The organism is candidate division KSB1 bacterium (genome assembly GCA_034521575.1).
GTDB lineage: Bacteria > Zhuqueibacterota > Zhuqueibacteria > Residuimicrobiales > Krinioviventaceae > JAXHMJ01.
Genome location: JAXHMJ010000003.1, coordinates 131,323 through 153,318 on the forward strand (window position 1 = coordinate 131,323; position 21,996 = coordinate 153,318).

Annotated in this window: 20 protein-coding genes and 1 pseudogene; all 21 read left to right on the forward strand. The window is 46.3% G+C overall.

The genetic code is table 11. The features are described from left to right. The first annotated feature begins 172 nt into the window (after nt 1–172). Entirely contained in the window at nt 173–1,402 is a 1,230-nt protein-coding gene (locus U5R06_09155) for a DNRLRE domain-containing protein (protein ID MDZ7722950.1), read from the forward strand. Continuing rightward, a complete protein-coding gene (locus U5R06_09160) occupies nt 1,399–2,589 on the forward strand; it encodes a hypothetical protein (GenBank protein MDZ7722951.1) in 1,191 nt (396 codons plus the stop codon). Before U5R06_09155 ends, U5R06_09160 begins: the two co-directional genes overlap by 4 nt. 99 nt (nt 2,590–2,688) lie before the next feature. Then, complete coding sequence (locus U5R06_09165; protein ID MDZ7722952.1) at nt 2,689–3,981, forward strand: tetratricopeptide repeat protein; 1,293 nt, start codon at nt 2,689–2,691, stop codon at nt 3,979–3,981. A 70-nt stretch (nt 3,982–4,051) separates the two neighbouring features. Then, nucleotides 4,052–4,486, forward strand: coding sequence for a ribose 5-phosphate isomerase B (gene rpiB / locus U5R06_09170; protein MDZ7722953.1), 435 nt, complete (start codon nt 4,052–4,054; stop codon nt 4,484–4,486). Nucleotides 4,487–4,498: 12 nt separating this feature from the next. After that, nucleotides 4,499–5,776, forward strand: a complete 1,278-nt coding sequence (glyA, locus tag U5R06_09175; protein MDZ7722954.1) for a serine hydroxymethyltransferase — start codon at nt 4,499–4,501, stop codon at nt 5,774–5,776. Between the two features lie 15 nt (nt 5,777–5,791). Next, on the forward strand, nt 5,792–6,235 hold the full coding sequence (gene nrdR, locus U5R06_09180) for a transcriptional regulator NrdR (GenBank protein ID MDZ7722955.1): 444 nt from the start codon (nt 5,792–5,794) through the stop codon (nt 6,233–6,235). 33 nt (nt 6,236–6,268) lie between these two features. Then, the gene (gene rsxC, locus U5R06_09185; protein MDZ7722956.1) at nt 6,269–7,600 is read left to right on the forward strand and encodes an electron transport complex subunit RsxC; all 1,332 of its coding nucleotides are present in this window, start codon (nt 6,269–6,271) and stop codon (nt 7,598–7,600) included. A 33-nt stretch (nt 7,601–7,633) separates the two neighbouring features. Next, nucleotides 7,634–8,671, forward strand: a complete 1,038-nt coding sequence (locus tag U5R06_09190) for an RnfABCDGE type electron transport complex subunit D (protein ID MDZ7722957.1) — start codon at nt 7,634–7,636, stop codon at nt 8,669–8,671. After that, complete coding sequence (locus U5R06_09195) at nt 8,668–9,237, forward strand: RnfABCDGE type electron transport complex subunit G (GenBank protein ID MDZ7722958.1); 570 nt, start codon at nt 8,668–8,670, stop codon at nt 9,235–9,237. Before U5R06_09190 ends, U5R06_09195 begins: the two co-directional genes overlap by 4 nt. A gap of 20 nt (nt 9,238–9,257) precedes the next feature. Beyond that, nucleotides 9,258–9,851 (forward strand): electron transport complex subunit E, encoded by a 594-nt coding sequence (locus U5R06_09200; GenBank protein MDZ7722959.1) that lies wholly within the window; start codon nt 9,258–9,260, stop codon nt 9,849–9,851. Between the two features lie 14 nt (nt 9,852–9,865). Beyond that, nucleotides 9,866–10,495, forward strand: a complete 630-nt coding sequence (gene rsxA / locus U5R06_09205; protein ID MDZ7722960.1) for an electron transport complex subunit RsxA — start codon at nt 9,866–9,868, stop codon at nt 10,493–10,495. 92 nt (nt 10,496–10,587) lie between these two features. Continuing rightward, a complete protein-coding gene (gene tatC, locus U5R06_09210; protein MDZ7722961.1) occupies nt 10,588–11,505 on the forward strand; it encodes a twin-arginine translocase subunit TatC in 918 nt (305 codons plus the stop codon). A 23-nt stretch (nt 11,506–11,528) separates the two neighbouring features. Further along, nucleotides 11,529–12,362 carry a PHP domain-containing protein gene (locus tag U5R06_09215; protein MDZ7722962.1) on the forward strand — a complete coding sequence of 278 codons (834 nt, stop codon included), beginning with the start codon at nt 11,529–11,531 and terminating at the stop codon, nt 12,360–12,362. A gap of 382 nt (nt 12,363–12,744) precedes the next feature. Continuing rightward, nucleotides 12,745–14,520, forward strand: a complete 1,776-nt coding sequence (locus U5R06_09220; GenBank protein MDZ7722963.1) for an ATP-binding protein — start codon at nt 12,745–12,747, stop codon at nt 14,518–14,520. A gap of 107 nt (nt 14,521–14,627) precedes the next feature. After that, the gene (locus U5R06_09225) at nt 14,628–15,797 is read left to right on the forward strand and encodes a M24 family metallopeptidase (GenBank protein ID MDZ7722964.1); all 1,170 of its coding nucleotides are present in this window, start codon (nt 14,628–14,630) and stop codon (nt 15,795–15,797) included. Nucleotides 15,798–15,888: 91 nt separating this feature from the next. Then, complete coding sequence (locus U5R06_09230; protein ID MDZ7722965.1) at nt 15,889–16,515, forward strand: MBL fold metallo-hydrolase; 627 nt, start codon at nt 15,889–15,891, stop codon at nt 16,513–16,515. Nucleotides 16,516–16,596: 81 nt separating this feature from the next. Continuing rightward, on the forward strand, nt 16,597–16,842 hold the full coding sequence (locus U5R06_09235) for a 4Fe-4S binding protein (GenBank protein ID MDZ7722966.1): 246 nt from the start codon (nt 16,597–16,599) through the stop codon (nt 16,840–16,842). Between the two features lie 2 nt (nt 16,843–16,844). Beyond that, nucleotides 16,845–17,889, forward strand: a pseudogene (locus U5R06_09240) (3-methyl-2-oxobutanoate dehydrogenase subunit VorB). A gap of 9 nt (nt 17,890–17,898) precedes the next feature. After that, nucleotides 17,899–18,798 (forward strand): thiamine pyrophosphate-dependent enzyme, encoded by a 900-nt coding sequence (locus U5R06_09245; protein ID MDZ7722967.1) that lies wholly within the window; start codon nt 17,899–17,901, stop codon nt 18,796–18,798. 32 nt (nt 18,799–18,830) lie between these two features. Beyond that, a complete protein-coding gene (locus U5R06_09250) occupies nt 18,831–19,328 on the forward strand; it encodes a 2-oxoacid:acceptor oxidoreductase family protein (protein ID MDZ7722968.1) in 498 nt (165 codons plus the stop codon). 56 nt (nt 19,329–19,384) lie between these two features. Further along, nucleotides 19,385–21,994: a TIGR03960 family B12-binding radical SAM protein gene (locus U5R06_09255; protein ID MDZ7722969.1), complete on the forward strand. Its 2,610-nt coding sequence runs from the start codon at nt 19,385–19,387 to the stop codon at nt 21,992–21,994. The last annotated feature ends 2 nt before the right edge of the window (nt 21,995–21,996 follow it).

A 21,996-nucleotide genomic window follows, 5' to 3' on the forward strand; every position in this document is an offset into this window, starting at 1 on the left:
CCAACATTAAAAGAATACTGGCTCTGTCTTACCTTTTACACGGTGATCCGCTGTTATTCCGTTTGGATTCATTCATTACAATCTTTAATGCAAAGTTCTTGCAAGGAACTCAATTTACAGTCGAACGTTGAATGAACAAGTAAAAGATTTACATAACGAAATGAGAATTCGGATGAAGATACTTTTTTTTGTCTTGATTTTAGGGGTGCTCTTGAGTTGTACGGTTGATCAACCTCTGCCTGGCGGCGATGAAATACTCGATCGCGATGAGCGGGGCGGGGTGATGCCTCCGATAACTTTAAAGCCTGTTGAAACAGGCCGTTTTTGGGAGGCTCCTGTTACGGGGTATAGTCCCTCAATTGTACTGGGCGCCCGGGACGAGTTTACATCGCACGTACTGATCAATATCAACACCCTTTATGCACTCGATAGCAGTGCTATCACCCAGGCTACTCTGAATCTTTATTCTAACCAGGTCTATTCGGAAAACGCACATGTCGAATTTACTCTTTATGAAATAACCGTCGATTGGGAAGAGGCCACTGTTGATTGGGAAACCATCAAAGACGGTTATGACCCTAATCCCATCGAAACCATGAGTGCGACTTTTTCTGATACGACGTGGATAGAATTGCCGTTTTCGAACCTAAATTTTATTAGCGAATGGATAAACGATCAAAAGAATGAAGCCGATGTGATCAAAGGGCTGTTATTGAAATGCACCGCCAACAGTCCGGCTGTAGAGTTTTATTCGTCTGATGCCGGTGGATCAATCCCGTACGTTGAGTTCATTTACCCCGATTCTTCGGGCGAGGCTCAGGACACTATGGATCTTGCGCTTTCACAGGATGCCAGCCTGCTAAATGTCGATCATGAGTTGAACGAAAACCAGATCGTCAAGGGGCCTGATTATTTACGTATCGGAAATGCCAGTGGATACAAGTCTCTTTTACGTTTTGATTTCTCGGAAATACCTGAATCCGCCACGATTCACCAGGCGTTTTTAACTTTGCATATCGACCAGAGTCGCGGCATGACTCTAAAGGAACGAGGGTTGTCGATCAGCGCCACTGCAGTACTCAATGATTCCATCTGGTCCGATGGCAGTACCGTGAAAAAAGATTCTGTCTTTTCAATGGCGTCGGATGTGGCCTTTATCGACAATGAAACATTTGCAATCGACAGTGAAAACGGTCTGACTCTGTTATCGCATATCGTTCAGCGCTGGACGTTGGATATTCGCGATAATTATGGTCTGCTGTTAATGCCGAACAGTGCCGGACGAGATTTCCAGGAATTGTATTTTCACAGCGGCAAGGTTGACACGGCCCATGCTCCAACTCTGGAAATTACCTATAGTTTACCGCCCGACCATCGCTTTTTAGCAGGAGGTTCGGAATGAAGTTCCTTCAATTTGTATTTGTTATCTATCTTGCCGCTGCATGGTTCGTGCATGCGGATTCCTATTATTCCTCTTTTGGCCTGGGTATGCCCGAGTACTCGGTGTCTGTGGCCTCTGCCGGCCGAGGAGGAGCGGGAATTGCTGTGCGAGAGCCGCATTCTCTTAATTTAATGAATCCGGCAACACTGCAATTGGATGGCCTGACTACCATCGCTCTGAGTGTGGATTATCAGGTGGTGAATAATCAGTTCGATCAGAAATCAGCTTACACGCGCAACGGAAATGCGGCCGGTTTCGCATTTGCCGTACCTGTCTCACAATATTTTGGAGCGTTTGTCGGGTTAAAGCCCCTGGCTTCTTCAAAGTATATGGTGTCCTATGAGATTAAAGATGAACTGGCAAGTTATCAGCGCGAGGTGACCGGTAAGGGAGGCCTAACCGCTGCCAATGCCGGATTCCAGATCCAGGCTTTGAAATGGTTGTCACTGTCTGCGGTCGCCAATTTTAATTTTGGCACTTTTAGTGAAATATGGGAAACCCGCTTTGACGAAGATCTGTATCTCAATTCCAGTGATGATATATCGAGTCATATCTATGGTTTAGCCTATAATCTGGGTCTTTATATGGAACCCTGGACGAGTCTGGCGGTTGGATTGACCTACAGTTCAGCTTCAAAACTGTCGATTGAAAATCAGATCATCCCGGGAACCGGGGTGGCGCTTGATATCAGTGAACAAAACTGCCGGTATCCGCAATCATTTGCAGCCGGTGTTGCTGTGCCGTTAAAAACGTTGACATTTGCTGCTGATGCCTATTACCAGTTATGGTCGAATTATTCTATTAACGGAAATAAAAATCAAGAAATGACCGATTTCTGGAGGATCAGCGCCGGCCTTGAATACCTCAATACTCTGGATCAAACCGAGCCCTATTACAAAAGAATTGATTACCGGATGGGTGGCCATATCGCTCAACTGCCGTTTCTGGATCCCAATGGGAACGCGGTTTCAGAGATGTTTGTATCCGCTGGACTGGGGTTCCCGTTTCATAGCAATATGGGAAGACTTGATCTGGCTGTGCAGTATGGAACCCGTTATGAATCGCTGTCTGACGGTTATCAGGAAACCATTTACAGACTTGTGGGAAGCATAACAAGTTCGGAAAAGTGGTTTCAGAGATTGTTTTAACAAAGAATTCGAAAAATATCTTGCATTTTTTTCGAGGTTTAAGTATACTGGAATTATTTTTTTACAATAAAAATATTCACATGCGTAGGAGGATGGCCCGTGCTTAAGGGAAAAAATATTATTAGAAAACTGCTGGTTGTGGCAATTGTAACAGTTGCCGGCCTCTCTGTCTTTTACGGTTGCGCTATAACGGGTGAGACCCAAACCAAGGATGAAGCTCAACTGACGGCTGAAGAAAAAGCCAGACAAAAAGCAAAACAGGATTCATTGCAGAAAGCTTATCGCTACGAGTTGCTGAAAGCCTATAGCACCGGAAATGAACATCACAAGAACAAGAATTTTAAAGATGCTATTCCGCATTTATGGACAGCTGCTGAAATGGATACCGCCGGAGAGTTTAAATCCATTTATAGAAAGCTTGGCGATTCCTATATGAAACTGGACAAGCCGGACAGCGCCCTGGTTGTCTACAACGAGGCGCTTGACAAGTTTCCTGAAAATGACTATTACTGGCGTACAAAAGGATGGTTGCTTTCCGCACAACAGCAGAACGACGAGGCGATCGAGGCCTATTATAACGCCATTGAATATGATGATGATCCTCCCATGTCGGATTATAAAAATTTAGGCCGGCTTTTGGTTACCGAGGATCGGATTGATCAAGCCATTGAAATCTATCAAAAGATTGTTGAACTCAATCCACAGGATGCAGATGCTCAAAGCACATTGGCCAGCCTGTTCGAAACGACAGGCGACATTGATGCTGTGATCGAAGCCAAGGAAGCGGCATTGGAAAATCGTTCTGATGACACTGCGCTTATGTTCGATCTGGCCAGACTCTATTATCGGCAAGGTGACTATAATTTTGCAATCGAAAAATTTACCAATCTTTTGGAAATCAAGCCGGAAGATTTTGATGCCCTTGAATTTTTAGGCAATTCCTATCAATATAACGGTAAATACCGTAAAGCGATTGGCGCCTATGAAAAAGCATTGGCGTTGAAACCGGATAATGCCCGTATTATGACTGAAATGGCCGCCTGTTACAAAGAGATCGATCAGGTCCGAAAAGCCATGAATACGGTGAATCAGGCAATCAATATGAATTCGAGTTATGGTATGGCATATATTGTAAAGGGTGAAATATATTCTGCTGTAGCTGACAAGTGTATTGCAAGTCGTGAGAAAAAGATTTCGACCTATGATGACAAACTTGTCTATCAAATGGCTTATAACCAGTATCAACGCGCAGCGAATGTAGATCCGACCGTATCGAATACAGCCGAAAAACGCATGCGGAGTATAAAACCCGAAATTCCGACCACGGAAGACAAATTTCTCCATCCTGATAAAGACAAAGCAACGCTGGATTGCTATCAGTGGCTTTATTAACATATAAAGCAGAGGAATAACCCGGGTTATTCCTCTGCTTTTGAAATATACCAACCCATGGAAATCTGTTATGTCTATTGCGATTGGATCTGACCACGCTGGGTTCCAATTGAAGCAGCAAATAATTGATTTTTTGAAACAAGAAAATCTCGAATACAAAGATTATGGTTGTTATTCTCCGGAACGTGTTGATTATCCTGATATAGGTGTCAAGGTCGGTCAGGCCGTCGCAGCCGGTGAATGTGAGCGCGGAATTCTTGTTTGCGGTTCCGGAATTGGAATCAGCATCGCTGCAAATAAAGTAAAATATGTACGTGCTGCTCTCTGTACATCAGAATATCTTGCAGAGATGGCCAGACGCCACAATGATGCGAATATACTTGCTCTGGGAGGCCGCACCACAACCATTGAACTTGCGGCCCGGATCATAGATATCTTTCTCGCTACCGAGTTTGAGGGAGAAAGGCACGGACATCGAGTTGATAAAATTGAATCAATCATTTAAAACGGAAAGACTATGAAACTGGAATCGTTCGATCCCGATGTATATCAAGCCATCAATGAGGAAAAGAAACGACAAAACACAACACTGGAGCTCATAGCGTCGGAGAATTTTACCAGCACAGCTGTGATGCAGGCTATGGGGCAGGTGATGACCAACAAGTATGCGGAAGGGTATCCGGGGAAACGATACTATGGCGGCTGTGAGAATGTGGATGTGGTTGAAGAATTGGCGCGTAACCGCGCAAAAAAACTGTTCAAGGCAGAGCATGCAAATGTTCAACCGCACTCCGGGGCACAGGCAAACATGGCTGCGTTTTTCAGTCTGGTTGAACCCGGTGCAAAAGTAATGGGGATGGACCTGGCGCACGGCGGACATTTGACTCATGGCAGCCCGGTTAACTTTTCCGGCCGTTTTTTTGAAATGGTGCATTACGGTGTCACTGAAAACGGCATGATTGATATGGATCAGGTTAGAGATATTGCTTTGAAGGAAAAACCTGAATTGATTATAACCGGAGCAAGCGCTTACGCGCGTGAAATCGATTATAAAGCGTTCCGTGAAATAGCAGACGACATTGACGCAAAAGTTGTGGCCGATATTGCTCACCCGGCCGGATTGATAGCCGCGGGTCTTTTGCAGAGTCCGATACCGTTTTGCCATCTGGTGACTACAACTACTCATAAAACATTAAGAGGCCCCCGGGGTGGAATGATATTAATCGGTAAGGATGCTGAGAACGATATGGGCATTAAAACCCCCAAAGGCCGTGTTAAAAAATACTCTGAACTTGTTGATTTTAATGTGTTTCCAGGATTTCAGGGTGGTCCTTTGATGCATGTGATCGCAGCAAAAGCGGTTGCGTTTCGGGAAGCTTTAAAGCCTGAATTCAAAGAGTATCAAAAACAGGTTATCCGCAATGCCCAGGTACTCGCACGCGAGCTCATGGATAGGGGGTTTCATGTGGTTTCAGGCGGGACCGATACCCATATTGTTCTGCTTGACGTTCGTAGTCATAAAATTACCGGCAAAGATTCGGAAATTGCACTGGAGGCAGCCGGCATTACTGCCAATAAAAATATGGTGCCTTTTGATGATCAAAGTCCTTTTGTGACCAGCGGTATCCGGCTGGGCACTCCTGCCTTGACCACCCGGGGCATGGAGGAAGAAGAGATGAGAAAGGTCGCAGAAATGATTGACACTGTACTGTCAAATATTTCGAGCTCAAATGTACAACAACGCATAAGAAAACAAGTCAACGAACTCTGTGAGCAATTCCCGCTTTATGATTAAAATAATAGTGTGAATATGAGATGTCCATTCTGTAATTATCATGATACCAAAGTGATTGATTCGCGTACCCGGGATGAGGGGCGGTCAATCAGAAGGCGGCGGCGCTGTCTGAAATGCAACAGACGCTTTACCACGCGAGAGACTGTTGATGAAATTCCCCTGCGGATTGTGAAACAGGATGGTACACGGGAAGAGTTTAACCGTGAGAAATTGTTGCGCGGAATACAAAATGCATGCACCAAACGCCCGATCTCTACTTTGGATATCGAAGAACTCGTTTCCAAGATTGAATTTGAGATCAGGGATCAGAATACAGAAGAAGTATCTTCGCGTGTCATTGGGGAACAGGTCATGAAAGCCTTGAAAAAGCTCGATGATGTTGCCTATGTCCGGTTTGCATCGGTATACCGTAATTTCCAGGCCAAAGAAGAGTTTTTGAGTGAGCTGGATCAGCTTTAGAAAAATATAAAATTGATAGGAGATGTTTTGGGCTTGCTGAGAAAAAAAACGTTTACAGGCGGTGTGCACCCACCGGAATTCAAGAGCGAGGGCGAAAAGAAGAAAGTAGAAACATGCCCTGCTCCGAAAACAGCGATAATCCCGGTCTCCCAGCATATTGGCGCTCCTGCTCAACCCGTTGTGGAGCGCGGTGACACGGTCAAAATCGGGGATGTAGTCGCCAAAGCAGGCGGATTTGTTTCGGCGCCGGTACATGCAACCATCTCCGGCAAGGTCAAAAAGATTGAAAAGCGTCCGCACCCTCTGGGTCAAAATGTTCTATCTGTTATTATTGAAAACGATCAAGCGGATGAATGGAATCCGGATATTCAGTTTGATGAACAGTACGAGAAACAGAGTACGGCGGAGATGATACAGCGTATCTCTGCGGCGGGTCTGGCCGGAATGGGCGGCGCTACTTTTCCAACGCATGTCAAAGTCAAACCCCCGGATAATAAAAAGATCGATACCGTCATCCTGAATGGCGCTGAATGCGAACCGTTTCTCACCGCGGATCACCGGCTCATGCTCGAAGAACCGGAACGTGTTTTGAAAGGACTGCAGCTTATTATGCGTATACTGGGCGCGCAGACCGGTTTGATCGGTATTGAAAACAATAAACCGGATGCTGTGCGCGTCATGAAAGCAAAAGTGAATGAACTGGGGCTTCCGTATAAAGTCACGAGTCTCCCGGTCAAGTATCCCCAGGGCGCGGAAAAGCAGCTGATTAAAGCTCTGAAAAACCGCAAAGTGCCGGCAGGCGGGCTCCCTATGGATGTGGGGTGTGTGGTTCAGAATGTAGGGACCGCAGCGGCTGTCTATGATGCCATTGCCTATAAAAAACCGCTGATTGAGCGGATCGTTTCTGTAGCCGGCCCGGCAATCAAAGAACCCAAAAATCTTTTGGTGCGCATTGGCACCCCGTTTGCAGAGGTGCTGGAATGCTGCGGCGGTCCGACGGAAGAGATGGGAAAGCTCATTATGGGCGGACCGATGATGGGGCTGGCACAATATACGCTTGACGCACCGGTCATTAAAGGTACATCGGGTCTGATCGCTATGAAAGAAACGCAGAGTTTTCGTCCGCCTGAAACCGTATGTATCTCCTGCGCTCATTGCGTCGATGTCTGTCCCATGGGATTGGTTCCCAAAGCACTGGGGCAGTTTGTAAAACATGAACGCTATAACGATGCGAAATCGTATCATATTCTGGATTGTATCGAATGCGGGTCCTGCAGCTATGTCTGTCCGGCCCATATCAATCTGGTGCATCTCGTTAAATTTGGAAAACTCAAAGTCATTGAACAGCAAAAGAAAGCCGGCTAATTTATATTACGAAACCTAAAATGAATGTGACCTATGGATAAAAAATTAGTTGTCTCCAGTTCCCCGCATATTCTGATCAAGGAATCTACGCCCAAGATTATGTATACCGTGACCGCAAGTCTTATTCCTGCCGGTATCGGGGCGGTTTATTTTTTCGGAATCCGAGCCTTGTGGATTATGCTGATCGGAATCGTTTCCGCTGTGATCACGGAATTTGTAATTGCTAAAATGCTGAAAAAACCGGTTACCGTGACAGACGGCAGCGCCGTTTTGACCGGTCTGTTGTTGTCTTATAACGTATCTGTACAAGTGCCTCTCTGGATGCCCGCAGTGGGGGCGTTTTTTGGAATTGCTGTCGGCAAAATGGTCTTTGGAGGCCTGGGATATAACCCGATGAACCCCGCGTTGCTGGGGCGCGCTTTTTTATTGGCGTCGTGGCCGGCCAAAATGACTGTGTTTGATAAAGCTGTTCCGCAGGGCGGCACAGTTTCGGGAATTGATATGATGACCAGCGCCACTCCGCTGAATGTCTACAAGAGCTCACATGAAATACTCGCCAATTCGTCCCAATATTCCATCGAAAAAGTCCAGCAGGCCAATGAAGCGCTGGGAAAATTGTACGATTCCATAGAAGGTTTGTTCTGGGGCAAAATCGGCGGCTGTATCGGGGAGACGTCTGCAGCGCTGCTGCTGCTGGGCGCTGCTTTTCTGATGTATAAACGCTATATCGGGTGGAAAATTCCGTTTTTTTATATTGGTACGGTCGCGGTCCTGAGCTGGATTTTCGGCGCACCGGATTCCTATTTTGGTGGTAACGTGCTGTTTGCATTATTTTCAGGCGGACTCATCTTGGGCGCCTTTTATATGGCTACAGATATGGTTACTTCTCCGGTCACGTTTCGGGGACGTATTTATTTTGGTATCGGTTGTGGTGTCATCACGTTTATTATACGCCGTTATGGCGGATACCCGGAAGGTGTATCTTATTCTATACTGCTGATGAATCTGGTAGCTCCTTTACTGGATCGCTACACGCAACCCAAGATCTTTGGAGGTCGGAAGAAGAAATGAGTGAAATGATCAAACTCGGCGGTTTGCTTATGGTTATCACAGCTATTGCAGCAACAGCACTGGCCGGTGTGTATTCCGTGGCCAAACCCCGTATCGACGAACAAAAAGCAATGGCGGTAGAACAGGCGCTGAACACCGCTTTGCCGAATACCGATGCAGAGTCTGTGGAATCAGGAAATTCAAATAATGATTTGTCTTACTATATGGCCTTTGACTCTGATTCTGCTAAAAAGCCCAAAGCTTATGCTTATATTGCCAAAGGCGCCGGGTATTCCAGTATGATTGAGACCATGGTGGGCGTGGATACAACGGGAACTATCGTGGGCATGAAAGTGCTAAGTCAGACCGAGACCCCCGGACTGGGCACCCGCATTGAAGAAGTCAAGTATGGAGAAGAAAAACCCTGGTTTCAGCAACAGTTTATCGGTCTTGATGCGGATTCAGTGGCGCTTGAACAAAACGGCGGTTCCATCCAGGCTATAACCGGCGCCACGATATCCTCACAAGCGGTGACCCGCTCTGTTACTGAAGGCTATGAGCAGCTTTTACAACAACGCAGACAATAAACTCAAAGGATGGTCAGGCTATGCTGAACGAATTTACCAAAGGTATTTATAAAGATAATCCTGTGTTTAAACAGGCGCTTGGATTATGTCCGACTTTGGCTGTGACCAATTCCGTGCAGGGTGGGCTGGGCATGGGACTGGCGGCTACCTTTGTACTGATCTGCTCGAATTTATTGATTTCGTTGATCCGGGGCATTGTCCCGCCGAAAATCAGAATTCCCATTTATATTGTTGTGATTGCTACATTTGTGACCATTGTTGATCTGGTGATGGCCGGGTTTTTACCGGCACTGCATAAAGAGCTGGGAATTTTCGTCCCGCTGATTGTGGTCAATTGTATGATTCTCGGACGCGCAGAAGCATTTGCCGGCAAAAATTCCGTCGGATTGTCCTTTCTGGACGGATTGGGAATGGGAGTCGGTTTTACCGCCGCCCTTGTCCTGTTGGGAACCATCCGTGAATTCCTGGGCAACGGCAGTCTTTTTGGAGTGCCGCTCGTATCGGATCTTAAAGTTTTAATCATGATACTGCCTCCCGGTGCATTTTTAACTATTGGGTTTGTACTGGTTTTTCTCAACTGGCTGGAACAACGCGCAACAAATAAAAACTCTTGAGCAGAGAGGAAGAAATGGATATCCAAAATCTTTTACTGATATCGGTCGGTGTTATATTTATCAATAACTTTGTTTTTTCCCGGTTCCTTGGAATTTGTCCCTATATCGGCGTTTCCAAACAACTGGATTCCGCGATCGGCATGGGTGCGGCGGTCACGTTTGTAATGACTCTGGCGTCTACGGTAACCTGGTTAATTTATACCTTTTTATTGGCGCCAACCTCATCCAATATCTTTTATCATATTTTTAATCTGGATACCTATCCGGATCTCGTGTTTCTGAAAACCATTGCGTTTATACTTGTCATTGCTTCTCTGGTGCAATTTGTAGAGATGGTCATTCAAAAAACAAGTCCGGCATTGTATAAATCATTGGGAATTTATCTGCCGCTGATTACAACCAATTGCGCAATATTGGGGGTGGCTTTGCTGAATCTTGATGAAAGCTATACTTTCATTGAAAGCATTGTTCATGGTTTTTCTGCAGGAATCGGTTTTACTCTTGCCCTGGTTTTGATGGCCGGGATTCGTGAGAAACTGGAATTGGCAGATGTACCCCGGGCTGTCAGAGGAGTACCGCTGGCTTTTATCGTGGCTGGTTTGATGTCTATTGCCTTTTTGGGTTTTTCAGGGCTTGAGTTTTAACTTGATTTTAAGTAATCATATTAATATTTTAACCCCTTGTTTTCATAAAAAGCAGGGGGTGTTTTATTGGTATTTAACTTTGGGATACAGATATGGCAGATGATAAAAATAAATATGATAATCCGGAAGAGCCAGAAGAACAACCGGAAAACCAAAACTCGGCGGATTCAGAACAAAATCCTGAACAGGATCCTTATTCGGAGGCAAATGATTCATCGACGGATGAATCGGCTGCTGGAACTGAAAATGAAACGGGGCCGGAAAAGAAATCTAAAGAAACAAAGAATGATGATGACAAGACCATGCCGTTTCTGGATCATCTGGAAGAACTGCGCTGGATGTTGCTGCGCAGCATCACCTCGATTGTCCTTGCCGCGGTTGTTTGTTTTTTCTTTTCAGAGGAAATTGTTACTCTGCTTAAAAGCGCCGGTCCACCGGACTTGAAGCTTATTTACCTGGCGCCTGCTGAAGGCTTTATGACCTACATCAAGGTTTCTATTTTTGCCGGATTGATTTTGGCGCTTCCTTATGTGGCATGGGAGTTTTGGCGATTTGTGGTGCCGGGACTTTTGGATAAAGAACGAAAATTGGTACCTCCTATTGTTTTTTTTACGGTGCTCTGCTTTCTGGTCGGTGCGTTGTTTGCTTTTAAAATTATTATCGGTTTCGGTTTGAACTTTTTACTCGGCTTTCAAACGGATTTTCTGGAAGCCAATATTACAATAAGTAAATATCTCGGATTTGTGGTAACACTGGTTCTGGTATTCGGTATTGTTTTCGAACTGCCCGTTTTATCCTATTTTTTAACCCGTATCGGTATTTTAAATCCCGAGTTTTTAAAGAAAAAACGCGCCTATGGTATTGTTACGATTTTTATCATTGCTGCCATGGTCACACCACCGGATATTTTTACTCAACTCATGCTTGCGGGGCCGCTTATTCTGCTCTATGAGATCAGTATCCTGGTTTCAGAGTTTGTGTATCGGCGGAAAAAGCGACGGGAAGAATAAAAGACAACAGGACAAAAAAACTGATGCAGGATAAAAAAATTGATTTACACGTTCATTCTAAATATTCGGATGGGTTGCTGTCTCCGGCGGAAATTGTTGATTATGCTGTAAAACGGAACGTATCTGCTATTTCCATTACCGATCACGATACGGCTGCCGGAATTGAATCGTTTGTCCGGGCCGGAAATCTGGCCGGGATCGAAACAGTAGCGGGGATAGAGCTGAGTGTAAATTTCAACAACCGGGAACTGCATCTGCTGGGTTATTGTTTTGATTCTAAACACCCGCAGATCAAATCGTACAGCAAGACGCTCAAAGCTGCCCGGGAAGAGCGCGCAGAGGAAACTGTAAAACTGTTGAATGATCTTGGATTTCCTGTGTCCATGCAGCAGGTCCTGGATATTTCCGGGACCTCTCCCATCGGGCGCCCGCATATAGCAGAAGCGTTGGTGCGTGGTAATTTCGTGTTTAATATACGGGATGCATTTAACAAGTATCTGGCAGAGGGCAAGCCCGCCTATGTGCCTAAAATCGTCATTACACCGGCGGATGCCATCCAGCTGATCAAAAATGCAGGCGGACTGACTTTTCTGGCACATCCCGGAACCGGATCTATTGAAGAATCCGAGATTCGCGAGCTGTCCGAGCTAGGACTGGATGGCCTTGAGACCATTCATCCCAAGCACACGAACCGTGATATTCGATATCTTGAAGAATTGTCCGCAAAGTATAATCTGCTTCAAACCGGGGGATCGGACTGCCATGGTGGACGCGAGGGTGGAATTATTCTGGGCACCCTTTCTATTCCTTATTCTTTTCTAAATGCTATTAAAAAATTACAAATTGTTGGAACCTGATTTATATATCTGCGTTAACAAGATAGAAAACAATTTGAAATTCTATTTCCGGTTTTGCTGTTTTATTGATGGAATATATGGTGGTTGTAGTTGTAATAGTAGCCTCCCTCCTGCAACAACCACCACGGGATGGCAGGATTGACCTGTCATCCCTTTTTTTATCCCTTTTTTTATCCCTTTTCACCAATTTCTTGTTACTTTATTGCGAAAATCAAATTTTTTTGTTGTAATTTGTTTATAAATTAATATTTTATGAATAGTGCTTTGCTCAAAGATAGCGATTCAGCCAGGCATACAGTACGATTGAATGATGATTATCGAGTGGATATACACGAAAACAGATACAGGGTGAAACTGGGTTTAATTAAATTATGGAGTAGACATGCGCTATCAAAAAGATCAATCGGAGCGTGCTGAAAAGACGGGGTTTGTTACCTTTTATTTTTCCTTAATGTTCATTCTTTTTTGCAGTGTCGAAAATCTCATGGCTCAAACAGCTGCTATGGATTTTCAACAGCTTGTTGATTCAGTACCGGCCCAATGGCTGATGATCGGTGTTGCTGTTTTACTGCTGCTTGTGCTGTTCCTGCTGATTCGGGTTCTGGCTCTGGGCGGAAACGTGCGCAAAATGAAAAAACAGTCCTCAGGCGCCGGAGCGGAACCGGATGCTGAATTTAAACATCAGGTGCTTGATGAATTGTCAATTGGCTCTCTTGAAATGGACTTGAGCGGTGTGATTTACAAGATGAATAAATCGGCTGCTCATATGTTGGGCTATAAAAAGAACGAATTGGTGGGTGAACCTGTTCATAAAATAATTACTGAAGATGATATGGGGTTCATCCGTAATCTGGGAGAGAAGAATCAGGGCAGTATTGATGTTGCCATGCAAACCAAAGACGCAGAAGAGCTTCATTGCAATATCAACTATGAGCTGGTTGATGTGCCTGGAAAGAAAAAGTACATAAAAGCGAATATCACGGATATCAGCAAAGAGCGTCATCTGCAGTCTCAGCTGCAGCAGGCGGAAAAGATGGGCTCTATCGGCAAATTCGCAGGCGGTATTGTGCATGATTTTAACAATGTCATCACCATTGTTCGCGGATATTGCCAGCTTTTGGATGTTAAAATGGATCCCGAGTCGCCTCATTTGCCAACGATCCATAAAATTGAACGTGCGAGTGAAAAAGCCGAATTCTTGTCGCGTCGATTATTGACCTTTAGTCGTAAGAATCAGCCCAAGCACGTTGTGTTCGATGTGAACGAATCCATTGAAAAATTAAAGCAATTCCTTGAACCTCTTTTGCCTGAAAACACTCACTTGAAGCTTGATTTTGAATCAGAACAGGCGTTTATCAAGGTTGATAAAAATCAGTTTGAGCATGTGCTGGTCAACCTGACCACAAATGCACGTGATGCGATGCCGGAGGGAGGCGATCTGGTCATTTCAACCGAAACCGTTAATTTTGTCTCTCCGAGGAATCTGCAGACCGGTGAGCTACCGGCCGGTACTTTTGTCCGGGTTTCCATCAAAGATATGGGAACCGGTATGGACAAAGAGACCCTTGAAAATATTTTCAAACCGTTTTATACAACCAAAGAGACCGGTAAAGGCACGGGGTTGGGTCTTTCTATTGTCAAAAATTTTGTTGATCAGAGTCGCGGTTATATTGATATAAAGAGTCAGCCGGGACAAGGTTCTCAATTTGATCTTTATTTCGAAAAAACCGATGAAGCAGCGAAAGAAGGCAAAGAGAAGTATTTCCCCGATCAGAATATCAACGGCAGCGAGAAAATTCTTGTTGTGGAAGATGACGAACAGGTGCGTCCGATGATCGATACGGTGCTGTCTGATTACGGTTACCAGGTAGAAACCTGCGACGGGACCGAATCCGGTATTCATGATGTATTTAACAACAAGGTAGATTATGATGTTGTGGTCCTTGATGCTATCACACCTTATCAAAACGGTCCTAAAATCGTACAGGAATTGAAAAAACAAAATAAAAATATCAAAGTTCTCTACATGTCGGCTCATCCGCATGACACTTTGAAGCAAATCAATGTTTATGATGAAGGAACCGGCTTTTTGCGCAAACCATTTGATAACAAGATGCTGGCGGGTCGTATCCGCATGCTGTTGGATGGTTTGGCATAACGTTAGAGCGTGTTTATGTTGACTGGAAAAAGGTGTCCGGAGCGTTATGACGGACACCTTTTTTTGTTTAAATTTCAGCTTTATTTAAAGCGTAAGGATGAGAACAAATGGTTAATGAAAAAATTCAGCAGGCTGTCGCTATACTCAAAGAATTAAATGTGGATATGTGGATGGTGTTCGCCCGCGAAACATCCACAACTCCGGATCCCATGCTCGAGCTTATTCTGGGCACGCATTGTACCTGGACATCGGCGTTTATTCTTACAGCATCCGGTGAGCGCATCGCTCTGGTCGGCAGTCTGGATGTTCAGAACATCAAAGATCACGCGGATTATCAGGTTATCGGTTATGTTGATTCCATACAGTCACCCTTGCTGGAGCTATTAGATCGGATCAAACCGGAAAAGATTGCAATAAATTACTCGCAAAATGATGTCATGGCGGATGGCCTCAGTCACGGCCTTTATTTGACACTGTGTGACTATTTAAAGGATACACCTTATCTCGAGCGCATCGAATCCAGTGAAGCCGTTGTGGCGGCGCTGCGCGGCCGGAAATCAGAAACCGAGGTGAATCGCATCCGGGACGCGATTGCGGAAACGCTGGATATTTTCGATGCCGTGACTGATTTTATCAAACCCGGTCTCTCTGAACAGCAGGTTGCCGAATTTATCCGGGCTCAAGTCAAAAAGCGCGGGCTTGGCCTGGCCTGGGATCCCGCGCATTGTCCGGCTGTGTTTACCGGGCCCGATACGGCGGGTGCGCACGCCGGCCCGACCGGCCGCATGATCAAGGCCGGCCATATCATGAATATCGACTTTGGCGTTCGCAAAAACGGGTATGTATCCGATCTTCAGCGGACCTGGTATTTTCCTGAACAGGACGAGATTCCGGATGCAGTGCAGCACGGTTTTATGACCATTTACGAATCCATACAGAAAGCTGCCGAGGCGCTAAAGCCGGGTATGCTGGGATGGGAAGTTGATGCGGTGGCCCGGAATTATATTACAGATGCCGGTTACGATGAATATCCGCATGCGTTGGGCCATCAGGTTGGAAGGCAGGCCCATGACGGATCTTCGCTGTTGTGCCCCAAGTGGGACCGTTACAAGAATATGCCCTATTCAAAAGTCGAGACGGGGCAGGTGTACACGATCGAACCGCGGTTGACCGTGGAGGGTTATGGCATTGCCACCATTGAGGAGATTGTGGTGGTGACTGAAACCGGGTGCGAGTTTCTTTCCACACCGCAGAGACAGCTCTGGGTTGTGCATTAAACGGGAACAAGGACGCGGAGAGAATGTTAAACGTATCAATGGGTAGGTGGATACATAAAGCATTGTTTTTTTATCAATATCAGGTGGTGCTATGCAGATAGAAACATTGATTCTGGGCGCGATTGAGGAAAACTGCTATGTTGTTTATGATGAAAACCGTGTGGCTGCTGTGATCGACCCCGGCGACGAACCCATGGAAATTCTTTCACTGATTGGGAAAGAATCATTAAATGTGCAGGGGATTTTGCTGACGCATGGTCACTTTGATCATATCGGCGCGGTCAGTACTTTACGGGAAAAAACAGCGGCGCCGGTTTATTTGCATGAACAGGATCAGACACTGGTGGAAAACGCTCAAGCCCAGGCTGCCATGTTCGGACTTGAAACGCCTCCGGGGTTCAAGGCAGAGCATTATATCAAGGAAAATGACAAGATAAAGATGGGTGATCTGGAGTTCAGCGTGCTGCATACACCGGGACATAGCCGGGGCAGTGTGTGCTTTTTCATCAATGATGCCCTTTTTGCCGGCGATACCCTGTTTCAAAGCGGCATCGGACGCACAGATTTACCCGGCGGCAGTTATCAGGATATACTGCAGTCTATAGAAAAAATATTCAATACATATCCGGGCGCGGTGCGTGTGTTGAGCGGACATGGTCCGCCGACGACTCTGGAGAGAGAACGACTGCAAAATCCCTTTTTACAAAATTTTACATAGAATTTATTGTGAAAAAAAGTCCTTGATAAATTAGGCTGAATTGATTAGCTTATTTTCTGTGGTAAAAAAAGTGAGACTATTATGGCAGTACAGACAAAGATCCCAAAAGTTATTGTTGATGTCGATGAGTGTAAAGGATGCGGACTCTGCATTCAAGTATGTCCCAAAGATGTGTTATTTCAGCAGGAAAAATTGAATCGTCTTGGATACCATCCCGCAGCTTATACGGGTAAAGGCTGTATCGGCTGCGGTTTTTGTTTTTATCAGTGTCCGGAACCCGGAGCGATTACTGTGATTCAGGTTGATCAGGATGTGGAGGACAATTAGCTATGGCAAAACAACTCATCAAAGGAAACGAGGCGATCGTAAAAGGAGCGATCAGTGCAGGATGCCGCTTCTTTTTCGGCTATCCGATTACCCCGGCTTCTGAGATTGCAGAGGCCGCTGCGTATTATCTGCCCAAGGTGGGCGGCACCTTTTTGCAGGCTGAAAGTGAAGTGGCTTCCATCAATATGCTTTACGGCGCCGCCTCCGGCGGAGTCCGGGCGATGACAGCTTCTTCAAGTCCGGGAATCAGCCTGAAACAGGAAGGGATTTCCTACTGTGCCGGCTCTGAATTGCCTGTTGTCATCATTGATATCATGCGCGGCGGTCCCGGTTTGGGAAACATCGCGCCGGAACAATCTGATTATAATCAGATGATCAAAGGCGGCGGTCACGGCAATTACAAGTTGATCACCCTGGCGCCGAACAGCGCTCAAGAAATGTGCGATTTTACAATCAAGGCCTTTGATCTGGCAGACCAATACCGAAATCCTGCATTAATTCTGGCGGATGGATTCATCGGTCAGATGATGGAGCCGGTTGACTTTCCTGATCCGGTTACGGAACTGCCGAAAAAGGACTGGGCGATTTATGCGGAAGGAGCGGATTCGGACAAGCTGATATGTTCTATCGATCTGGAGCCTGTCATTCTTGAGGCGCATAACCGTAAATTGCAGGAGAAATACGCAGCCGTACAAAAGAATGAAGTGATGCTCGAAGAGTATAAAACCGAGGGCGCCGAAACCATACTTGTCGGATACGGCGTGGTGTCCAGAATATTGTACTCGGTTGTAGATGAGACTCCGCGATCAAGGCAAGCCGGTTGGATTACTCCGTCCGCAAACATTATGGCCGTTTCCGTCAGAACGTATCCGGGAGCTTACCAGGCAGGTAAAACAGTTTTTTGTTGTTGAATTGTCCAATGGTCAGATGGTGGATGATGTTCGTTTGGCGGTGAACGGAGACTGTCCTGTGCATTTTTACAACCGTATGGGCGGTGTGGTGCCGATAGTGGAAGAAGTAACCGAACAAGTTGAAAAACAGTTGTGAGGCTGGGCGATGGCAAAAGAATACAGACGATCTCAAAGTTTTTACGATACCTATGAACGCAAAGCCGGGAATCAGGGTGTAACGCATTACTGTCCGGGATGCGGGCACGGTGTTTTGCACAAAATGATAGCCGAAGCTCTTGATGATTTTGGCATTCAGGACCGCACGATTATGATCAGTCCGGTGGGCTGTTCCGTTTTTGCGTATTATTATTTTGCAACCGGAAATATCCAGTGTGCACACGGGCGGGCTCCTGCCGTTGCCACCGGTATAAAACGGGTTCATCCGCACAGTATTGTGATCAGTTATCAAGGCGACGGCGATCTGGCTGCTATTGGCGGCAATAATATCCTGCACGCGGCCAATCGCGGCGAGCCGCTCACTGTGTTTTTTGTCAATAACGCCATTTACGGCATGACCGGCGGCCAAATGGCGCCGACAACCCTGATCGGCCAAAAGACAACCACCACGCCATACGGACGCGGAGTTGAGAATGAAGGTTATCCGATCCGGGTCAGTGAATTGCTGTCTTCCCTCGAAGCGCCGGTTTACATTGAACGCGTGGCGTTGACGGATGCCAAGCATACAAACCAGACCAGACGCGCGGTTCGCAATGCTCTGAAAACCCAGATAGAAGGACGTGGATTCAGTTTGGTCGAGGTTTTATCGGCGTGTCCATCCGGGTGGAAAATGTCACCGGTGAAAGCCAAGGAGTACATTACCAATGAGATGACAAAGATATTTCCCCTGGGCGTGTTTAGAGATCGAAGAAAAGAAACTGAACCCCGGGAAGCAGAACGGCATGTTTTTCAAACAAAATCTCTGAAAGAATCTCTGGAAATTCCGACGGAGGAAAAAAAGAGAAATCCAAACCCGCACCCCTTGCCAGATACAAAAATCCCAAACTGATTATAGCTGGTTTCGGAGGCCAGGGTGTGCTGATGTTCGGGGTAGGACTGGCTCAGGCCGGAATGCAGGCCGGCTACCATGTATCCTGGATCCCCAGTTACGGACCTGAAATGCGCGGTGGAACAGCGAATTGTAATGTAAATCTGTCTGATGAACATATCGGTTCCCCCGTGGTGTCGCGCCCGAACGTTCTGATTGCCTTTAATTTGCCTTCTTTGGACAAGTTCGAGTCCCAGGTCCAGTCCGGCGGGCTGATCTTTTATAATCAGTCCATGATAGACCGCGATGTAAAACGGGATGATGTAGAAGCCATAGCGATCCCCGCGACAGAGATGGCTGAAAAAATTGGTGACGCTCGCATTGCCAACATGTTTGTATTGGGCGCTTATATTGAGCGAACCGGTGTGCTGGATCAGCAAACGCTTATTGATTCACTGCCGCATTTCATTAAACGTAAAAATTTGATCCCTCTGAATGAAAAGGCCATTCAGGAGGGCGGCAAATGGATGAAAAATACATTGGGTAACTAGTTTATTAAAACAAGGTTTTTTTGAAATCCCTCTCTGAACAGGGGATTTTATATATTGTGAAGAATACAGAATCATCTACATTTAAAAATAAAGTTTTCGACCGGCTGCTGCCGTTCGTACAAAAACCGGGGCGTTATACAGGGAATGAAGTAAATATGATTCGAAAATCACCGAATGCGGTGGATGTTCGGATCGCATTATTATTTCCTGATGTATACGAGGTCGGTATGTCTTATATGGGCTATCCGATTTTGTATCATATCCTGAATAAACTGGATTACGTTTATGCAGAACGCGCATTCGCTCCGTGGAATGATATGGAGAGTCTGATGCGTGAGCAGGATACCCCGCTTTTCAGTCTTGAAACGTTTACTCCATTAAAAGAGTTTGATGTTCTGGGAGTGACGTTTCAGTACGAACTGCACTATACGACTATTTTAAATTGCCTGGATTTGTCAGGGATTCCGGTTTACGCCAAGGATCGCGAGAACGATCCAATTGTGGTGGGCGGAGGATTATCCTCGTTTAATCCTGAACCCATGGCCGAGTTTATGGATGCATTTGTCATCGGTGATGGGGAAGAGGCCGTGGTTCGTTTGGCGGCCACGATTCGGCAATTCAAACAGCAGGGAAACGGGCGTCAGGCGATCTTGTCTGCTTTGTCAGAGATGTCGGGTGTGTATGTGCCTGCGTTTTTTAAAAAAGAGAAATCAGGACCCTTTGTGACCGTAAGCCCTGTGCAGCCAAATACGCCGAAAACAGTAAAAGCTCGGATTTTGGATCGGCTGGATTTTGACTATTATCCGGATGCTCCCTTGGTGCCGGTCATTCAGACCACGCACGACCGGATTTCAATCGAAATTGCCCGCGGCTGTTCACGCGGCTGCCGCTTTTGCAACGCCGGCATGCTGTATCGACCTGTCCGGGAACGGCGCACGGAAGAGCTTTTACAGCAGGCAAAACAAAATATTGCTGCCACCGGATATGATGAATTGTCTCTTGTTTCGCTCTCCACTTCGGATTATCGTCAGTTGCACGAGCTCCTTGATCTGCTGAATACGGAATTTGAGCAGAACAAAGTCAGTATTTCATTTCCATCGCTCAGGCCGGAGAGCTTTACACCGCAGGTGGCAAAATATGCGCGCGGCGTGCGCAAATCCGGAATTACCCTGGCGCCGGAAGCCGGTACTCAGCGACTGCGCAATGTGATCAACAAAGCCACTCTGGAAAGCGAGCTGCTGCGCGCCGTGGACCTGGCGTTCAGCGAGGGATGGAATCTGGTCAAACTTTACTTTATGATCGGACAGCCCACAGAGACAGATAAAGATCTGGACGGTTTGGTTGACCTGGTGCTCAAAGTACTCGCTGTCGCCAGACAGTATAAAGGCAAACGCATCAATGTCTCGGTTTCACCGTTTGTGCCCAAACCGCATACGCCGTTTCAGTGGAGCGATCAGGACTCGATGCAGGAAACGCGGCGCAAAATCGAGTTGATCTGCAGCCGGTTGCGGCAGTCTAAAATCAAACTCAGTTGGCGGGAACCGGAGACTGCTTTTATCGAAGGTGTGCTCGCGCGAGGTGACCGACGTCTTGCCGAGGTGTTGGTTCAGGTATGGAAGCAGGGAGGCAATTTGGAGGGATGGTCTGAAAACTTTTCCTTTGCCCGCTATCAACAGGCATTCGAGGCCTGCGGAATAAATCCGCATATTTATTTGCGGGATTATGACCTTGACCAGCCCCTGCCCTGGGATCATATCAGCAAAGGAATAACAAAAGCATTCCTGAAAGGGGAGTACAGAAAAGCTGTAGCCGAGCAGCAAACCCCGGATTGCCGGTTTTCGTCCTGCAAACAGTGCGGGCTGATGCAGCATCCGGAGTGCAGGCAGACTGCTGCTCAGAATATTTCGACCCCGGTTTCCCTTAACCAGACAGATTCTGTCAGGACGGTGCCGGTCTATGATGAAAAAGTGTATTACCGACTGCATTATCGCAGAGGGAGCGAGATGCGTTTTGTATCACATCTGGATATGCTGCGGCTGTTTGAGCGGGCGTTGCGCCGCGCTCAAATACCCGTCGTGTTTACAGAAGGGTATAATCCGCATCCTAAAGTAGCATTTGGTCCGCCGCTCTCGGTGGGTATGACGAGCGAGGCAGAGTATTTGGATATGCAGGTTTATACTGCACCGGATCTGGACCTACTGGCCGGATTGCAGGAACAATTACCGGCCGGATGTGAAATTATCGCATCAAAACAAGTTCAGACAAAGCCACGGGCTTTGTCTGCCATTATTAACAAAGCGCAATACCGCGCCAGAATAACAAAGCAGTATACGAAGGAAAGACTCTCAAACGGTATAGAGGACCTTTTAAATAAAGAATCTATGATTGTTCAACGGAACAGGAAAAAAAAGACACTACAGGTTGATATCAGACCCTTTATAAATCGATTAGAGCTCACGGACGATGGCTTTTCTCTGACTGCCGATATTCATCAGGGTAAAACCGTACGTATGAATGAAGTGCTGTCTCTTTTATTTCCGGAGCACGACACCCTTGTACAATCCGCCCATGTACACCGGGAGGCATTATGGATTGAATCTGACGGACACCTGTTAACCCCCTTGGATGTCATACCTTCGTTACAACTGCATGAGCAAAACATGTGAGG